The sequence below is a fragment of the Mesotoga infera genome (genome assembly GCA_011045915.1).
Classification (GTDB): Bacteria; Thermotogota; Thermotogae; order Petrotogales; family Kosmotogaceae; genus Mesotoga; species Mesotoga infera_D.
Genome location: DSBT01000304.1, coordinates 1 through 17,139, shown reverse-complemented (window position 1 = coordinate 17,139; position 17,139 = coordinate 1). Strand labels below are relative to the sequence as shown.

Annotated in this window: 18 protein-coding genes and 1 pseudogene; 8 read left to right on the top strand and 11 right to left on the bottom strand. The window is 43.4% G+C overall.

Annotation, left to right across the window (positions count from 1 at the left end):
• The 3 genes from ENN47_09855 to ENN47_09845 all read left to right on the top strand — a co-directional run.
• Window positions 1–405 (top strand): tripartite tricarboxylate transporter substrate binding protein (locus ENN47_09855; GenBank protein HDP78466.1); only part of this gene is annotated, 405 nt, incomplete at its 5' end.
• Between the two features lie 66 nt (window positions 406–471).
• The gene (locus ENN47_09850) at window positions 472–969 is read left to right on the top strand and encodes a tripartite tricarboxylate transporter TctB family protein (GenBank protein ID HDP78465.1); all 498 of its coding nucleotides are present in this window, start codon (window positions 472–474) and stop codon (window positions 967–969) included.
• A gap of 4 nt (window positions 970–973) precedes the next feature.
• The gene (locus ENN47_09845) at window positions 974–2,470 is read left to right on the top strand and encodes a hypothetical protein (protein HDP78464.1); all 1,497 of its coding nucleotides are present in this window, start codon (window positions 974–976) and stop codon (window positions 2,468–2,470) included.
• A 100-nt stretch (window positions 2,471–2,570) separates the two neighbouring features.
• Here the strand turns inward: ENN47_09845 and ENN47_09840 are convergent.
• The 3 genes and pseudogenes from ENN47_09840 to ENN47_09830 form a co-directional block, all read right to left on the bottom strand.
• Window positions 2,571–2,744, bottom strand: a pseudogene (locus ENN47_09840) (DUF427 domain-containing protein).
• A 1,228-nt stretch (window positions 2,745–3,972) separates the two neighbouring features.
• Window positions 3,973–5,007 (bottom strand): HD domain-containing protein, encoded by a 1,035-nt coding sequence (locus ENN47_09835; protein HDP78463.1) that lies wholly within the window; start codon window positions 5,005–5,007, stop codon window positions 3,973–3,975.
• On the bottom strand, window positions 4,961–5,290 hold the full coding sequence (locus ENN47_09830) for an HD domain-containing protein (GenBank protein HDP78462.1): 330 nt from the start codon (window positions 5,288–5,290) through the stop codon (window positions 4,961–4,963). Before ENN47_09830 ends, ENN47_09835 begins: the two co-directional genes overlap by 47 nt.
• 292 nt (window positions 5,291–5,582) lie before the next feature.
• Here ENN47_09830 and ENN47_09825 point away from each other — a divergent pair, with 292 nt between their 5' ends.
• Window positions 5,583–6,896, top strand: coding sequence for an MFS transporter (locus ENN47_09825; GenBank protein HDP78461.1), 1,314 nt, complete (start codon window positions 5,583–5,585; stop codon window positions 6,894–6,896).
• A 130-nt stretch (window positions 6,897–7,026) separates the two neighbouring features.
• Here ENN47_09825 and ENN47_09820 read toward each other — a convergent pair whose 3' ends face one another.
• Window positions 7,027–8,667, bottom strand: coding sequence for a peptidylprolyl isomerase (locus ENN47_09820; GenBank protein ID HDP78460.1), 1,641 nt, complete (start codon window positions 8,665–8,667; stop codon window positions 7,027–7,029).
• A 77-nt stretch (window positions 8,668–8,744) separates the two neighbouring features.
• On the opposite strand from ENN47_09820, the gene ENN47_09815 reads away from it, so the two are divergent.
• A complete protein-coding gene (locus ENN47_09815; GenBank protein ID HDP78459.1) occupies window positions 8,745–9,128 on the top strand; it encodes a hypothetical protein in 384 nt (127 codons plus the stop codon).
• A 203-nt stretch (window positions 9,129–9,331) separates the two neighbouring features.
• The gene (locus ENN47_09810) at window positions 9,332–11,002 is read left to right on the top strand and encodes a hypothetical protein (protein ID HDP78458.1); all 1,671 of its coding nucleotides are present in this window, start codon (window positions 9,332–9,334) and stop codon (window positions 11,000–11,002) included.
• Window positions 11,003–11,403: 401 nt separating this feature from the next.
• Here ENN47_09810 and lpdA read toward each other — a convergent pair whose 3' ends face one another.
• The 7 genes from lpdA to ENN47_09775 all read right to left on the bottom strand — a co-directional run bounded on the left by lpdA (window position 11,404) and on the right by ENN47_09775 (window position 15,662).
• On the bottom strand, window positions 11,404–12,765 hold the full coding sequence (gene lpdA / locus ENN47_09805; GenBank protein HDP78457.1) for a dihydrolipoyl dehydrogenase: 1,362 nt from the start codon (window positions 12,763–12,765) through the stop codon (window positions 11,404–11,406).
• On the bottom strand, window positions 12,758–13,336 hold the full coding sequence (locus tag ENN47_09800; GenBank protein ID HDP78456.1) for an ArsR family transcriptional regulator: 579 nt from the start codon (window positions 13,334–13,336) through the stop codon (window positions 12,758–12,760). Before ENN47_09800 ends, lpdA begins: the two co-directional genes overlap by 8 nt.
• Before the next feature lie 70 nt (window positions 13,337–13,406).
• On the bottom strand, window positions 13,407–13,670 hold the full coding sequence (gene dsrH, locus ENN47_09795) for a sulfurtransferase complex subunit TusB (GenBank protein ID HDP78455.1): 264 nt from the start codon (window positions 13,668–13,670) through the stop codon (window positions 13,407–13,409).
• 10 nt (window positions 13,671–13,680) lie between these two features.
• On the bottom strand, window positions 13,681–14,037 hold the full coding sequence (locus tag ENN47_09790; protein ID HDP78454.1) for an intracellular sulfur oxidation protein: 357 nt from the start codon (window positions 14,035–14,037) through the stop codon (window positions 13,681–13,683).
• Window positions 14,038–14,046: 9 nt separating this feature from the next.
• Window positions 14,047–14,403 (bottom strand): sulfur reduction protein DsrE, encoded by a 357-nt coding sequence (locus tag ENN47_09785; GenBank protein HDP78453.1) that lies wholly within the window; start codon window positions 14,401–14,403, stop codon window positions 14,047–14,049.
• 10 nt (window positions 14,404–14,413) lie between these two features.
• Window positions 14,414–15,403 (bottom strand): YeeE/YedE family protein, encoded by a 990-nt coding sequence (locus tag ENN47_09780; GenBank protein ID HDP78452.1) that lies wholly within the window; start codon window positions 15,401–15,403, stop codon window positions 14,414–14,416.
• Between the two features lie 19 nt (window positions 15,404–15,422).
• Window positions 15,423–15,662, bottom strand: a complete 240-nt coding sequence (locus tag ENN47_09775) for a hypothetical protein (GenBank protein ID HDP78451.1) — start codon at window positions 15,660–15,662, stop codon at window positions 15,423–15,425.
• Window positions 15,663–15,909: 247 nt separating this feature from the next.
• Between ENN47_09775 and ENN47_09770 the strand changes: the two genes are divergently transcribed.
• Entirely contained in the window at window positions 15,910–16,425 is a 516-nt protein-coding gene (locus ENN47_09770; GenBank protein HDP78450.1) for a cob(I)yrinic acid a,c-diamide adenosyltransferase, read from the top strand.
• A gap of 272 nt (window positions 16,426–16,697) precedes the next feature.
• Window positions 16,698–17,039 carry a hypothetical protein gene (locus ENN47_09765; protein HDP78449.1) on the top strand — a complete coding sequence of 114 codons (342 nt, stop codon included), beginning with the start codon at window positions 16,698–16,700 and terminating at the stop codon, window positions 17,037–17,039.
• Window positions 17,040–17,139 lie beyond the last annotated feature (100 nt).

Sequence of the window (17,139 nt, the reverse complement as noted above, 5' to 3'; positions counted from 1 at the left end):
GCCGCCTCGATCATCGAACTGCTTGGAGGACATGTCGACGTTATAACTTGTTCGGTAGCTGAAGCAGCTTCCCAGCTTGAGAGCGGCCAGCTTAAGGCTCTTGCAGTAATGTCTGACGAAAGGCTGGGTAAGTTCCCCGATGTTCCAACTCTCAAGGAACAGGGAATAAACTGGTCGGCAGGAACCTGGAGAGGAATATCCGTTCCTGTAGGTACTCCCGATGAAGTAAAGGCAATACTTGAAACGGAAGTCTTGAAGATAGCCAATTCAGAGGCATTTGCAGAATTCATGGCAACAAACGGATTTGGTATAAAGATCAGAAACGGCGAAGAGTTTTATGAATTCGCAAAGCAACAGGACAGCGCCTGGAAAGAAGTTCTCGAACTCGGAGGATTTATCGAATAAGTTCTGCCAACAGAAGGCGGCCAAACAGGCCGCCTCTTCTTCTATTTGAGTAATTGGGGTGATTTAATGAATGTGAAGAATATACTATTCGGGGTATTTCTTATTCTTCTTGCAGTGCTAATATTCTACTTCGGCTGGTCCTTTCCAGCGTATAAGATAAGAGGAGAGACGCTTCCCGGTCCAAAATTCTTTCCGTTTACTCTGGCTGTGATTCTGATAATATTCGGCGCCTACTTCATCATTAAGAGCGCTGTTATGATAAAGATGAAGAAGTTACCAAAGGATTCATCTATTGCTTTTGAAGAAAAGTTCACCTTTGAGGGGATTAAGAACATTGTTGCGGTAGTTGCGGCGATTCTTTTCTTTGTGCCGATTATTGAATTGCTGGGCTTCATTCTTGGGACAATAATTGTCTCATCTATTTTGATGATCGTTCTGAATGTGAAAGTTCTTCGTTCTATCATATATTCAACTATTCTAGCAGTCATGATTTTCCTAATATTTGGGACACTGTTCAGGATACCTCTTCCCGAAGGAATAATCATGAACATTGTCAGGGGGTGAGTAGATGGATGCAGTATTAGCAGTCTTCAGCCCTGACGTTATCTTCCCGGTCCTCATGGCAATGACGTTTGGGATTTTCGTAGGTGGTCTACCTGGACTTACGGCAACGATGGCGGTTGCCCTCATTATTCCGATAAGCTACTACATGACCCCTCTCGCCGGTCTTGGAATGGTCCTCGGAGTTTCATTTACATCGATTTTTTCCGGTGATATTCCTGCCACATTTCTAAGAATCCCGGGAACGCCTGCCTCAGGAGCTGCTGCTCTTGATGGATTTGAGTTGGCTAAGAAGGGTAAAGGATCACTGGCGCTCACCCTTGATCTCTTTTGCTCGGCAATCGGAGGATTGATAGGGATACTGCTATTGATACTGGTTGCGCCTCCTCTGGCGAATTTCGCTCTTCAGTTCACAAACTTTGAGTACTTCTGGCTCGGCCTTTTTGGGCTCAGCATGAGCGCAGTTCTAAGCAAAGGAAATATGGTGAAAGGGCTTACTTCTGCAGTACTTGGTTTGGCAATTTCAACTATTGGAATAGATGTTACAACCGGCTTCCCCAGATATACATTCAAGAATATCGAGCTAATGGACGGTCTCGGCTTTATCCCGGTTATGATAGGCTTATTCGGAATCTCCGAGGTGCTGAAGCGTGTTCAGCAGGGCGCCTCTAAGCTCCAGCTGCCGCCGATAACGGAAAAAGTCAAGATCTCTCCATTAGAAGCTCTAGGAATAATCTGGAAGAATAAATGGACATTAATTAAGTCTGCATTTGTTGGTACTTTTGTGGGAGCGCTTCCTGGAGCTGGTGCAGATATTGCGTCGTGGGTTGCCTACGGCGTTGAGAAGAAGACCTCAAGAAACAGTGAAGACTTTGGTAAGGGAAATATAAAGGGAGTAATTGCTCCAACAAGCGCGAACAATGCAGCCCTTGGTGGGACATGGATTCCCGCTCTGGTCTTCGGCGTTCCAGGAGATACTATTACAGCAATAGTCCTCGGAGCGATGCTTATGTACGGTCTGAAACCCGGTCCATTGATATTCATCGAATCGCCCGATTTGGTGAACGGAGTTTTCAGTATTGCGATCCTGGCAAATATCCTGCTTATACCAATTGGGTATCTCGGAATCAAAGCGTTCGCCTTCGTTCTGAAGATGAAAACAAGCGTCGTTTTGACTGCAGTCGTGCTATTTTCTATGATCGGGTCTTTCGCAATCAGGAACAGTTATTTCGATATCTATGTTATGTTGATATTTGGCTTCATTGGATTCATGTTTGAAAGACTATCTGTCCCGTTGGCTCCGATGATACTAGGCTTGATTCTAGGCCCTATGGTAGAGGACAACCTAAGGGTTGGACTTATCAAAACAGGAGGAAGCATGGACCAGTTTTTCACAAGGCCAATCTCACTTGTTCTTTTCATTCTAATAGTTCTGGTCTTTCTTGGCGGTCCTGCTCTTGGCGTCCTAAAGAAGACCTTTTCGAAAAGCAAGAAGGAAGAGTGACGCAGTAAGATAATTACCAAGCGATGCCGAAAGGCATCGCTTTCTTTCAAAATTGCTCGCTCATTCAAGTTTGACATCATTCCAGAAGGTCACGCGGTTCTTAATGTCTTTTGCCTTTTCCAGAGATCGGGATAGTACCATGCCACATTTTCGTTTCTTTCGCTGCCGCAATTATGTTGTAATGGTTAGCTTTGCCCTTCCAGCGTGATATGGTAGTGAAATCACTTAGGCCAAGAAACTCTCTGTTAACAGTCCCCGGAGGAAAGTAATGTTTATCCTCTTAGGATTGTCCAGTCACTGGTGCAACAACTTTTCCGTGCCAAACCGCCTTCATAAAAATCAGCTGATCAATTGAACCATACCTGCAAAGTTAATGCCGAGTATTTGTATCTACTATTATACGACAAGCACTTTCCATATTGAAGCGCACGAACTCTTCGCTTTTGTCGACCTAAAGGTACTGGGCTCCTTCAGAAGCTTGCTTTCTTCCTTAGAAGATCGCGAAGATTGGCAGCAGTCTTTTGCGGAAGGAAACCCCTTTTACGCTAGTTAAGCCCCAATCATTAGTTTGCTTACAGCTGGATGTCTCACCGTGGTAAATAAAACCTCCAACTACAGCTGATAGCATTGACAATCGCTTGCCTTACACCACTTTCGGAAGCTTCATATGCCAAAAACATAAACCCCTCTTCTCCGTTAAAAAATCGCTCTTAGCAAGCGAATTCTTTTCTGACACTAGGCTCTTCGATTCCGTCAAGGTTGAGAATGACATCTCCAGCGAATCCTTTCAAAACCTTCATAGCTCTATGCCCCTCAATGCCAATAATAGAACGGAGACTGCTGAAGAAGAGATCTACAAAGGTTTACCCCTTGATAGGAGCATAAGAATACTTGCTCACCATCTGTTTAGGAGTCTCAGCTTTTCTCACAGAAGAAGCATCATCAGTATTCCATCTCCGTTTTTTGACCTCTTGGAAGCCAAACTCTTTTAAGATTCTTACTGGAAAGTGCCATTTCGGGTCCGTGTACCCAAATACAATTACTCCTCTTCTTGAAGAACTCCGGGCAATCTCGATTGGAGTAGACATAATCTCCTTACTACCCCGGTTTCTTAATGGTCCGAGACGAATAGTCAGTTGAGTACATACAGCTCTTTGCTTGCCGGACCCTGAGGCGAAATCTCGACCGGAAACATGTTGATGAAACCTACTCGTTTACACTTCGGAAATCCAATGATAGAGGGCAGGCAGTTTCGCCTTTCTTCTAAGAACCAAACTGTTCTTCTTCGGACTGATTCAGCAATTTCATTATTCATTCAGCGATCACAACCACACAACCAGCCACGAACTCCAAACTCTCTCTAAATGGCTATTCACTTCAACCAATCGATTCACCTCAGACGAACCTCAGAAAAGAATAAGATCCTTAACTAAACAGAAAATATGAAATAGACGAGACGTCATGAATTTTCCCATGGGTACAAGAAGTCTCACGGTCATGATCTATAGGAGAAACGGATTCTTGGTATGTTCAATTGCAGAAAAATCAAGACCCTCGGCTACAAGATCTCTCAACTTGATGAATACGTACTCATCGAGCAATCCGCTCTGGACTTGGCGTGCAATAATGTCTAGCGACGCTTCCACAGACATACCCTTTCTGTAGGGTCTGTCTTCTGTCAAAGCAACGAAGACATCTGCCAGCATGATGATTCTCGATTCCAGATCGAGTTCCGCACCGCTCTTGCCCCAGGGATAACCGCTCCCGTCAAGTCTCTCGTGGTGATTTATCCCCCAATGCAGTAGCCGGTGCTTCTCAATCGCCTCTCTTCCCCCAACGATCAGAAATGAATCAAATATGTGACGTTGCATGACGAAGGTCTCTTCTTCAGTTAGTTTGCCTGGCTTTTCCAGAATGGAAATAGGGGTTGCCACCTTCCCTAGATCATGGATTTTTGCTGCAAAGAATACTTCCATTGACCTTTCCTCACCCAAATGTGCTCTTCTGGCAAGCAGTCTGGAAAGATAGGCGATCCTTTCAGTGTGAAACGTAGTGAACTTGCTCTTCACATCTGTCATATACATTAGGACATCACCAAGTGATTGAAGATCATTATTACTCAAGGGATTCTCTTCAAGATCCTGTTCAAATTCATTGTAAAGCGTATCTTCATCAACTACGGACCACCAGAAACCCTTCTTTTCAGAAATCTTCTCAAATGCATCTCTCGCTTTTTCGAGAAACTCGTAAGAGTTTGCTATGACATGTTTCACTTCATCAATATGCTTTACAGTTCTCTCTCCAGCTATTAAAGAGATACTCACTGTATCGGCTAGATGAATTACATTTGCCATTACATCCTGATCAGTGGTTGGATCAAGAAGCACCGAATAATAATGGTGTTTTTCAACTACATCTGACAGCTCGGCAATGTCCCTTATTTTACTGACTATCCTGGATCCGATAACGGCATGGTTCTCTTGGACCCCACTATCTAACGCCAACCAGTTTCTTATTGAAGCATTCTCCACCCCCATGCATTCTCTGAACCTGGTTTACTTGAACGGGGTTAAGGAGCCCGATATCGTGAAGAAATCCGATTACATTCATACGGTGTTTGGAGAAACCGAGTTCCATGCCCATTATCTTAGACATATATGCAACCTGCAATGAATGCAGGTCAATCTTGGAAACCTTTTGAAGCAGTCTGAAGAGTAGCAGATACATCTCTTTGGTGTTGAAACGCATTTCGAAATTCCTCCTGTTTCTTGCTGTTCTCAAGAAAAAAGACCTGTCTCTTGCTTTTGGATGCAAATGCATGCCATTGTTTCATCATCTCATGAATACTCTTCTCAGCAACTCGGATCAAGCCATACTAAGTATATGAATAGCTCACTCATTCATATTTGCTAATTCTTGAATTCCTGTAACTCATGGTGTTTATTCACTCATCTTCCATCTTAACCTTTAATGACTCGGGTTTCGGAATATAAATTCTAAATTCAACTTAGTATTGTTCTTTTAGACATTACAATTATTAATTGCACTATTGAGTTTCTTGTATTCAATATGATATTATTAAATATAAGTTTGTAGATTTTGAGGTGATGAAATGAAAGATTTGGGAAGGAATTTCTGGCTGTTCACTGCAGGTCGATTAGTCTCTCTCATTGGAAGTGGAGTCCAGGCTTTGGCAATCCCTCTTTACATTCTTGATATAACGGGGTCCGGAGCAATGATGGGTACTTTCTCTATCGTTACTATGCTCCCAAGAATACTTTTCGGTCCAATAGCTGGAGTATTGGGTGATAGATTCAACCGCAAGCTTATCATGATATACATGGATTTTGCTAGAGGGGCTGCAATTTTGGCGATGGCATACCTTGCAAACAGTGAAGCTCTAACCATAACCCTTCTCTTTGTCTTTCAACTAATAGTCTCAACACTCGATATCTCTTTCGATCCCGCAACAGCCGCTATGCTCCCAGACATAATAGGAGAAGACAACCTATTGAGAGCGAATTCAATTCTAGGAGCTGTGAACTCGATCTCTTACATTGTGGGACCGGCTCTCGGGGGAATTCTCTATGGCCTGTTTGGAATTGAGATTGTCTTTGCTCTTAACGGAGTATCTTTCATAGCCTCAGCAATAAGCGAAATCTTCATCAGGTATCAGCAAACAACCGAAAAATCCAAGGTTTCAGTTAAGAGCGTTTTTTTCGATATTGCAGAAGGAATTACCTTCTTGAGGAAAATCAAAGGACTCATGATGGTTCTTGTTTTTGCTATGGTCTCCAATTTTCTCTTGTCTCCAATCTTCACAGTTGTCTTTCCATTTTTCGCACGGACAATAGTCGGCTTTTCCAGCCAGCAGTACGGCTTTCTTCAATCTGGCTGGGTAGTTGGGGTACTCGTCGGCAATGTCTTGCTGGGAACAGTTCTTGTTAAGAAGGGGCAGGGTCGCCTATTTGCAGTGGGCCTGGCCGCGGAAACAGCTATAAACTTCATTCTGGCAGCTTTTTTCTTTCCGTACTTCACGAAGCTTTTCGGCGGGCCTTCATGGTTGTACTTTTCATCACTTGGAGTACCTATACTTGTAATGGGTGTGTTTAACGCCTTTGTGAACACTCCGCTTCAAACATTGTTTCATCGTATAGTTCCTACAAGTCACAGATCAAGAGTGTTTTCTGTGATCTCTATTCTTGCGCAAATTGCTACTCCTTTGGGTTCCGCAATCTTCGGATTCGCGGTTGACAGATTTCCAGTTCACTATCTTGTTCTGGCATCATGTATCGGAAATGCCATCCTTACTGTTGTCTTTCTTGCAAAAGGCATGTCAAAGCTATTCGAAGAGAAGCGAAGCGAAGACAGGAGCGGACCAACAGGTAGCTCAGTCGAGCCTGTTAGCGAAGGTATTGGAGCATGATCCTACAAATCTTGCAGACTTTCGCGTTCTCACGGATCCTCAAGTTGAGGTATTCTTCTAATCGATCAAATCGGAATCCCTAAAGAAAGAACCGGAGAGGAATTCTCCGGTTCTATGTTATTATGTCAGTTCAATCAGTCGCGTTCTGTGTTTCCTTTTCTGCCACAAGCTGCTCCAACTCAGCAACTATTGAATCTATCTCGGCCTGAGCCTCTTCAGAAGGGTCGACTGCCATGAGCTTCTCGAAGTAACTTAGCCTCTTGCTCAGTTTTTCCTCTATCCAGTCAGGGCTGTAATCAAGATCAAGTGAAAGAGAGTTGTTCCTTATAAGTATGTAAAGAATGTCGGCCATCAATTCCGCGGAGATTTCTCTTTCGATCATACTTTCTAGACCAACTTCGACTTCTTCGATTGTGCTGAATACATAATCTACGAAACTCTGACCATAATTGCTTAGCTGCTGCTGAAGAAGATCCTGGTTCATGAAGATATTTTCCAATTCTTCAAGCAGGGAATTGTAGTGAATCGCGGCAACCTCGGGATTATCGCCATCAAGCTCGTACATCATCTGGACAATCACTCCGCGCTTTTCCCCGATTTCGAAGAGTCTTCGTATAGCAGCTTCGTAGTTAGGACTGTCGGTATAGCCAAGCATTTCAGACAACTCTATGAACACCGCATAATCCAGCGGAGATTCCTCTGCAAGAGACTCTTCGCCAAAGATCTTTGCGGCCATTTCAACAAAGAATTCGTTCGCTTCTTCCTCTGATTCAATGGCAGCGGCATAACGCTTGTAGAAAAGCAGTTCGCTGTCTAGAATCTCATAATCGAAAGCGTTTTGGCTGATATAGTCCTCTATCCAACGACTATAAGTATCGTTCTGGTAACCCGCCACGAAGTCGTTGTAACTGGGCGAATTCATCATGTCTTCCAGAGTGTCTATTTCGGTTCTCTCTTCGACAATTATCAAATGATATCCAAACTCACTTTCAACAGGGCCGTAGAGCTTGCCTATCGGGGCGGAAAGGATTGCTTCTTCAAATTCGGGGACAGTTTGTCCCTTCTGAAGAGATCCTAAATCTCCACCATTGGTAGCCGTTCCCGAATCGATCGAATACTGTAAAGCAGCTTCTGCAAAAGTAATTTCCCCGCCTTCAATTCGATTCGTAAGCTCGGTCGCCGTTGCCTCATCACTTACTAATATGTGTCTTGCTCTTACTGTCTCAAACTGGGTCTTAATTTCCGTCTTGAATTCCTCGAAATAATTTGCAAGAGCTTCATCATTCAATGGCGCAACGGATTCTTGAACAAGCTCTGACTTCAACGTGGCAAAGACATAACTTCTCATCTCTGACCTGAAGGCTTCCAGAGAGCCGTAGATTGTCTCGATCTGCTCAATAACCTCAGGATTTGATGTGTATGTCTCCATCATCGCATCTGTTTCAGCATCGACTTCTTCAGCCGAAGGAAGTAGCTTGTTTTCTTCAGCGTAGTAATCGATAAGCTTTTCATCAACTATGTATGGTATTATCATCGTTTTCAAACCGATTTCGCTTGGAACATAGTAGCTGTCAAAGTATGGATCAAGCGCTATTCCCTGACTTGCTGCATTTGCAACCGTTGCCTCGAATGCTTGTTCGATGTCTTCCTTGGTTATCCAGAATTCTTCCGAAACTGCTTCTCCACCTTTCGTAATCCTAACGGCGTATTCGGCTCCGAGTAGGGCCAGCGAAAAAAGAGCCACCAGGAAAACTAGCATAAACTTCTTCAAAATTATTCCCCCTCGTGTATTAGGTACATTCATGATAACATTTCATTGAAAAGGGTGTGTCACAAGAGGTGAATATTTTGAAGAAAACTGACCTTGATCTGGAAAGCCTCAACAGAGCATCATGGAAGTGGCTGAATTCCGAGGAGTCGATGATATCTGGTGGTGAGAAGTCGCGACAGCCTCAAGCGTTTTATTTTTTTGCGAATGAACAAAATCATTCATATTGCAGAAGATACAACAAAGTAGTGAATTTTAGAAGAGATGTCGAGGACATTGGGCTTTGTGACAAATGCGGAATGAGATTTCGGACTTATAGAGCCGCTCAAATCTGTATATTTGCACCTGCTGAACCTTACTTCACAATCGATTCTCGAGATGACGGAAAAGCGATCGAAGAATTCCCTGACAAAGATCTTGCGGAAAAGGGTGTAAGTGACTTCGAGAGCAAGAGCTGGCAATAAAGAGCTTTCTAATTTGAGCATTCGGAGCATATTTGCTCTCATTGAGCATGGAGAAGACAGGAATCATATGGTAAAGTTTGATTGAATCTTATGATTAAACCTTCTTTGTTCGCATCAAGAGATTCCCTGGTCAAATAGTACATCTTTTTGTTCCTTTCGAAATAAAGGTTTACCATCATTTCTTTGATTCCTGGAGGTGGACAGTGAAGAACTTGTCAAAAACGTTATTGTTGTTTGTTGCAGCCATTTTTGTTGTCTTTTCCATTTCTTCGTGCATCGTTGTGGATAATCCGGTTGTCGTTAGGGTTCCCTTTGAAGAACTTAAAGAGGGCGCTTACTATGGAGGCGGTCTCCTCTTTTCGCCTTCAGACATGTCGATTTCGCACCTGGGAGAGGGAACTCTGATTGCATTTCAGGATCTTACAATGGAGTGGACACTTGAAGAAGGTTCTTCTATCGCGGAGAGAAACTATGGTTATCTCTACATCAAATCCATAGATACGACTGGCATCGAATATGAGTATCTGATTTACGATTCGGAAGGTGCAATTGTAAAGCATGTTGACTCCGTTTTTCAGCCGGTTTCTGTAGGATCTCAGGATTTCTCGAGCTCATCTGATGTTGATTTCTTCTCCGGCGTCTCATACCATTCTGCGGCCGGCATGCAGGATCCAAATATTAGCAATGGGTACCTTCTAACCTTCAGACACGATATACCCGATGGAGAGAATTCCACCCCAATTTCTTTCAGAAAAGTCCTTTTCAGAGTTCAGCAACCACCGATGGTTTCCTCTACCAGATTTCCCAGAGGGGTAATTGCAGTGAGCAATTCTATACCTAGATCACTTGTGATAAACTCTTCTCTACTTGTTCAAGAACCCTCTGAAATCGAAAATCAAATCGTGTTTTCGAGGACGTCTTCTATCCCTCACTTCTCTCAAGGTGATTACATTTTTGACACGATGAACGACTCTTTGAGAAGAGTTGTTTCGGTGAATGATACTGACCCTTCAAGAGTAACACTAGAAACGGAAGAAGCTTTTGTTGAAGAGGCTCTGGGTACGTTAATACTGAACATTGAGGGTGATGTATCAGAAATCATAGAGAAATTTGGATCCGAAAGTGATCGTTCCTTTGCAGAGAGTGTAACAACAAACCTGATTAAGAAAGAATGGGAAGTATCTATCGTTAATGAGGATGAGATGAAAGCTGCAATTAAGAATAAACTGGTCCTCGACGCGAATATCAGTCTTGACTTTCATCTTTCGTGGAACAAATTCAGCTCAAATGGAACACTTCGCTTTCCAGCAACTATTTCTTCGATACTGGAAATAGTTGGAAAGGAAGGGTTCGAGATTGAAAAAACCAAGAAGGTTGCTGAACCAAAGGTAAGCATAAGTGTATGCGGCATTCCCGTAAAAGTCAGCATACCGATTGAGCTATTCTATGGAATGGAAACGCAAATCGAGAGCATTGATCTTCAATTCGGTCCGGAGATAGAGGTTTATCCGAAATTCCATTATGAAGTCGAAGCAAAGATCGATTTCCACGGAGCTCATGGGAAAAGCTATTCAAGAGGTTCTGTAGATTACAATGCAACATTTATTGACAAGATCGATTTCGACGGATCTCCTGAGATCGAAGGAAAGTTTGGTTTCAAGTTTCATACGGGAGTGACTATCGCTTGTGTCCTTCGCCCGGAGATGGAGATGCCGGTCGTTTTCTCTGCAAAACTAAGCGAGTCTGAGGCTGAACTTGATTTTGAGACTGAAGGCCATATTATGATAAAGCTTGATCTGTTGTTCTATAAACATGATTTTGCCAAGACAAAGGTCTTCAGCCAGACAAAGAATATCTATTCGAAAGAGTTCTGAGGGTTGTCAGGATGCATTTCAAATAAGCACTTCAGAATGGTAGATGATTAGTTTGAATCGCCCAAGCTACAGTGATTTCGAGCGATTAATCTGAAGATCAACGCGAAATCTCAGAAATCAACAACAGGAACTCTTCCTTTCTCAATAATCGAAATACTGAATAAGGGCGTCCCCCATCCACATTACTCAAGGGACGCCCTGTTGTCGAAAGCCTTTGTGACTCTATTCTTGATTGTCTCATTTTCCTCAATCCTGCTCTTGAGGAACCACAGGAAAATTAATTTTCCTTAACACGATTTGCGCTAAACAAAGACTAATCGAGACAGGAATTCGCCATCGCCTGGATTTGCTCGAAACTCAGGCAGTGAATCACCACAAAAAACCCTTTCGTAAGTCCTAATCTATATATGAATACTCATTCCATCGACACCTTCCAGCGCTCCCAAAATGGTTTCTGAAAGAGTCGGATGTGGGTGAATCGAATTCTCGAGATCTTCTACGGTTAGGCCGTTCCTGACTGCCACAACCCCTTCCATGATGAGTTCAGTCGCCGAAGGCGAAACGATACTCATTCCCAGAACTTTGCCGCTTTCCTTGTCTGCGATTACCTTGACAAAGCCTGTGTTCTCCAGGACAGTTCTTGCCCTTCCATTAGCGCTTAGTGGGAATTTTGCTATCTTTACCTTCTCTTTGTCATCGATATCAGCCTCCCGCAAACCCGTTGAAGCCACCTCTGGGCTGGAGAAAATTATCGAAGGTACGGCAGAATAATCCATTTCTATCTCATCCCCTGCTATATTGTGGGCGGCCACTATTCCCTCATAACTTGCAACGTGAGCCAGCATGATTCCGGCTCTGATGTCACCGATGGCATAGATCCCTTCTAAGCTTGTCTGCATCCGGCTGTTAGTAACTATCCCTCTCTCAATCTTCAAACCCAACTCCCTAATGTCATCAGTGATGTTCGGTCTTCTTCCCACAGCAACAAGCACTTTCTCGGCCTGAAGAGAGAGTTCTTGTTCTCCTTCTGCATTTAGGATGAAAGAGCATTCTTCTTTCTCAACCTCTGTAACCTCCGTCTTTTCAATTATCTCGACGCCCTGTCTAGTCAAAGATTTCCTTATATCATCAGCAACATCGCTGTCTTCATACGGCAGTATGTGATCTGCCAGCTCAACTATGGTCGTCTTAACTCCTAATGAACTGAAAAATGTTGCAAACTCAACTCCTATAACACCACCGCCGACAATCACGAGACTTTCTGGCATCTCTTCCATTCGAAAAACGTCATTGCTTGTCCATATTCCTTCGACTTCACTGAATGGCCTAAACATGGAGGGTTCTGATCCACTTGCGATAACTATATTATTAGTGTCCAGTATCTCCCCGCTCTGCTCCAAGAGGACGTGCTTTGCATCCTTAATCACAGCCGTGTCATTGAAGAAATCAACTTCATTTTTCTTCAAGAGGTGCTCAATTCCTTTCCTAGACATTGTGATCGTTCTATTCATGTGAGAGATGATTTTCTTCAGATCATAATCAAGATCGGATATTTCGATTCCAAGTCTCTTTGACTTGTCAGCTATCTCGGTATACAAATGCGCCGAAGTCAGCATCGCTTTTGTTGGAATGCAGCCCCAGTTTGTGCACGTCCCACCAAGATATTCCTTTTCAACGAGCGCAACTTTCTTACCCAGCTGAGCTACTCTTATTGCGCATACATAACCGCCTGGCCCACCACCAATTACAACTGCATCAAGCATCTTGTCCCCTCCTTATGAAAATCTTTATATCACCGTATTTATCAGCAATCTTCTTGATTATCTCATGACCTTCTTTCTGAATAGACACAGGAATTCTCTCCGCAGAAAGCGGATAATCTACAATCACAAGCAATACCTCTCCAGGATTCATATTTTTCAAAGTCTTTCTTGCTTGAATATCTGGAATCGGGCAAGATTCACCTCTCATATCAAGAAGCTGATCAGGCTCGATAACGTCAAGCTCGCCCCCCAGGTAATAACTGCATATTCCCTCCGAGCACGCAATTGAGTTGAATCCCTTCAGTTCGGTTATGAAAGAAATCGCCTCATCCAGCATTCTGAAAATATGGGGAGAACTGAAGTCGAATCTCTCAACGCCATGCAAATGACTTGAAGTAAGTATCCCAAGCTTCTTCATCTGCTGCAGATGTCTGTATACAGTTGACAAATCTATCTGAAGTAGCGATGCAATTTCTGAAGCAGTTAGGAAGTTGTCCATCAGCATCGTGACAATTTCGATTCTTGTCTGATTTGAGAAAGTGCGAAACAAATCCGGAAGCTTTATTGGCATCCCAAATCCCTCCCGTAGAAAGAGGTGCACGTCTTGACGAAGTGCACCTCGCGAATCACGAAATAATTGCCTAACCTATTGACTTCTCACATTCCTCAACGATATCAATAAAGTCTTCATAAGTTATCAGAGGCACAGTGACGTCATTTGCTGAGTATCCCCTGGCTTCAATATCGTCCTTAAGAGCGAAGACCTCCGCCTTCGTGGCCAATTCGTTTAGTCCCCAAAAAACACCGTCCTGAACTAGGACGACCTTATCCCCAACTTTCGCCGCACTTATCTTGATTCTTTCGGCAGAATTATCGGGCCCGTTTTTCACTACTACTAAATACATACCAGACACCTCACATGAAGATTACGTTGTCAAACTTGTGGAAGAAATCTCCTAGATCAGCTTCAGCAATTAATTGTGCATTGAAACTCTCTTCGATTTCATGGACTTTCAGTTTTTCCACATGTTCTTTGACACCATAAACTGCTGTCTCGTATCTCTTGATAAACCGAAAACACATAGAGATTGAGAGGAGACCGAGACATTCCGGCTTTGTCTTCTTCGAAAGAGCAACAGTTGCCTCTTCCATAAGAAGAACTGACGGTTCTATGTCTTCGCCATACATTCCGAATGCCGTTCTAAAGGCTTCGTTTACCCAAATAGAGCCTGCAGGCGCTTGATAAACAACAAAAAGTATCTTCTTATCCATTTCGGCACCTCACGCCATCAGATTGACAAATCTGTCGCTGTTGAATATTAATGAAGCCAGTTCAGGAAGACCACTGGGGCTTGAACCTGGAATAATCATGTCCTTCGTTACTCCCCTGTAGTCCATACATATCCCGCAGATTTCGACTTTTAGATTACTCTCTCTTATGAGAGACTCCAGCTTTCTTGGAATGTCTCTATCTATCCGTATAGGCTTAACCTTGCTATTGATAGATAGTATCGAGTCTGCGAAAAGAAAAATCGTAACTTCATGTCCCTTTTTAAGCCCGGCTTCGGCAATCTTGATCGCCGTGTCTAGATCCTCATATGAATACGGAGGCGCAAAAACCTGAATAGTTATCTTCAAGACTGATTCCTCACTTTCTGTAAAGTAGATAGGCCATTGTCCAGTTGCCGAGTATTAAGAAGACACTCGCGATAATAGATGAGATGGCGAGCGTTGGAAGACCCGCGAGGAAGTGCCCTATGTTACAACCACCTGCAAGACTCGCTCCGGCCCCCATCATCGTTCCTCCGATCATGACGACAAGATATGTCTTAGGATTTTTGGGCATTCTCAGTTTGAACTCCTTGGCAAGAAGTGAAGCAATAAGAGCACCCAAAATAATTCCTATTATTTCGAATCCGTCCCATCTGAGAGGCTGATTACTGATATAAGAATCAAATATTGAGACCCAGCCCCCTGTGATACCGAATCCGTAGTTTCTTCCAGCTGCCTCGCTCGTGATCCATGCAATAGGAGAGAGAATAGCAAGCGAAATCGCTGCAACCTTCCAATTGAACTTCGTCTTCCTCTCTGTGGTCTTCGTCCCAAGCGTGTACCAAAGCAAGACAGCTGCGAGTATTACAGCAGGAATCCAGGGATTGACATTCAGGACTGTTGCGAGTGTGGGTCCTACCTTGTCAAAATATACGGAGGAATTCCCATCGACTGTAACGTTAAACTGGGCCGCCCATGTCCTTATGGGTGAAAAAACTCCTCCTCTCATTGCCATTGCTCCAATACCGTAGAAGACCGCAGCTATCATTGCGGTTGTCATTCCCTCACCCGATCTGTATGTTACACCGGACGCACAACCACCGGCGAGAACCATTCCCAGCCCAAATACGTAGGCTCCAACAATATTCCCAAAGAGATTGAGCGTCGGAGGAGCAATACTTATCCAGCCCATCTGAGCCACAAAGAGAACAGTGATCATCTGTAAACCGACTGCAAGAAAACCCAGCTTCCAGAGGTAGTTGTCCTTGAATAGCAATACATCTCTGAAGGCTGAATTGAAGCACACTCTACCTCTCTGCAGAATTATTCCGAAAACAAGACCAACTAATAGACCAGTCCAGGCCATATTAACTCACCCCTTCACTTCAGTTGACTTTTATGTATATCTTCCACTCGCTGTTACCGACTTCCTCAATTTCGAGAACTTCGTGTCCCATTCCCTTGACTGCCTCAGGAATCCTTTCCATCGACATTGCGTAGTCGATCCAAACTTCGAGTATCTCTCCTGATTTCATCTTCTTCAATGCCCTTTTTGTTTCAACGTCTGGAACGGGGCAGACTTCTCCTCTTACATCTACTGACTTCGTTACTTCATACTTCGCCATCTTGTTACCTCCAATTATGTGATTTAGTTCACAAAATTTATATAAATAAAACCGTTGCTATTTCGGAATCTTTGACTTGTCAATCGCCTGCAAATCAGAAGAAGAATCTTCACCAGAATGATAAATGCATATAGTTACCACCCCATTGCCGCTTTCTTCCAACTTGGTAACTATGACAGAATGAAAATATTCATCTTCGCGCATACCTTTGAAGTAGAATTGAATACTGAGGTTAAAGGAGGCAGGAATGAAAACCGGTTATGTGCAAATTTACACAGGTGATGGAAAAGGCAAGACCACTGCAGCAATCGGCCTTGCTGTAAGGGCAGCTCTTGCGGGAGAGAAGGTATTCATTGGTCAGTTCATCAAAGGCATGATGTACAGTGAACTCTCATTACCCAGTTACATAGAGAGAATTGTCATTGAGCAGTTCGGAAGGAAATGCTTCATAAAGAAGAGCCCTGAAAGGCCAGATCTTGAAGCGGCCCGTAATGGACTTGCAAGATCAAGAGAGATTATTATTGGAAGAGAGTTTGGAGTTGTTGTACTGGACGAGATTTTCATCGCCCACTACTATAGACTGATATCTACAGAAGACATCAAGAGATTGATTTCTGCAAAATCTGAAGAGACAGAGCTAGTCTTGACTGGAAGGAAAGCACCTGTAGAAATTCTTGATGAAGCAGATCTCGTTACCGAAATGAAAGAGATTAAACACTACTATTCAGAGGGGGTACAGGCAAGAGAGGGAATCGAGTATTGAGAAAGTTATGAGACCCACAGAAGAACTTCCGTAATCTCAGGACCTTGATTCTTGATTTGCATGGAACTTTGCTGGATGGCACAAAATAGATCTCTGATTTCTCCTTTGAGGCAATATAGAAGCTCAAGAAAATGAGATAAAAACTGCACTTTTCACTGGTCGAGACTACTAAATAGCACGTAAGTGTTCCCACGTTCTAGATCTTGAAGGACCTCATACCCTTCAGATGGAGCTTTTCTCATAAATAATAGATGTGAGATAATTGCGAAACGTTGATCGATGGGAATATTTCACCTTTCTTGCTTGAATTGACACCCGCTTTTGGGGGCAATATTCTCGAGAAAGCAGATTCTCCAGATGTTCCTGATTGTTTTCATGATGGCAGTTTTGTGATCGATCCGTGTCTCCCTTTCCTTCAGAGTAACGAACACAGAATCACAATAGTTGACCATCTTTCCGAAGAAATAAGCAGAAGGAGAATTCTTCAGATAGATTTGCGGGGAATTGGGGTTCTTACTCGCGTTTTGGCCCAGATCAAAGCGGATTTTGAAGGTCAGTTCAGCTACTCCCTAATAAGAACCTCCAATGATCGAGAGTTCCTAGATGTATATTGATCTCGGGTTGAGAGCGGTGAAATCAGCAAAGAAATCACACCAAAGGGTTCGAATTGGGGACTGTTTTCTATCTACGCTGGATTAGTCTCAAAAGGATTGT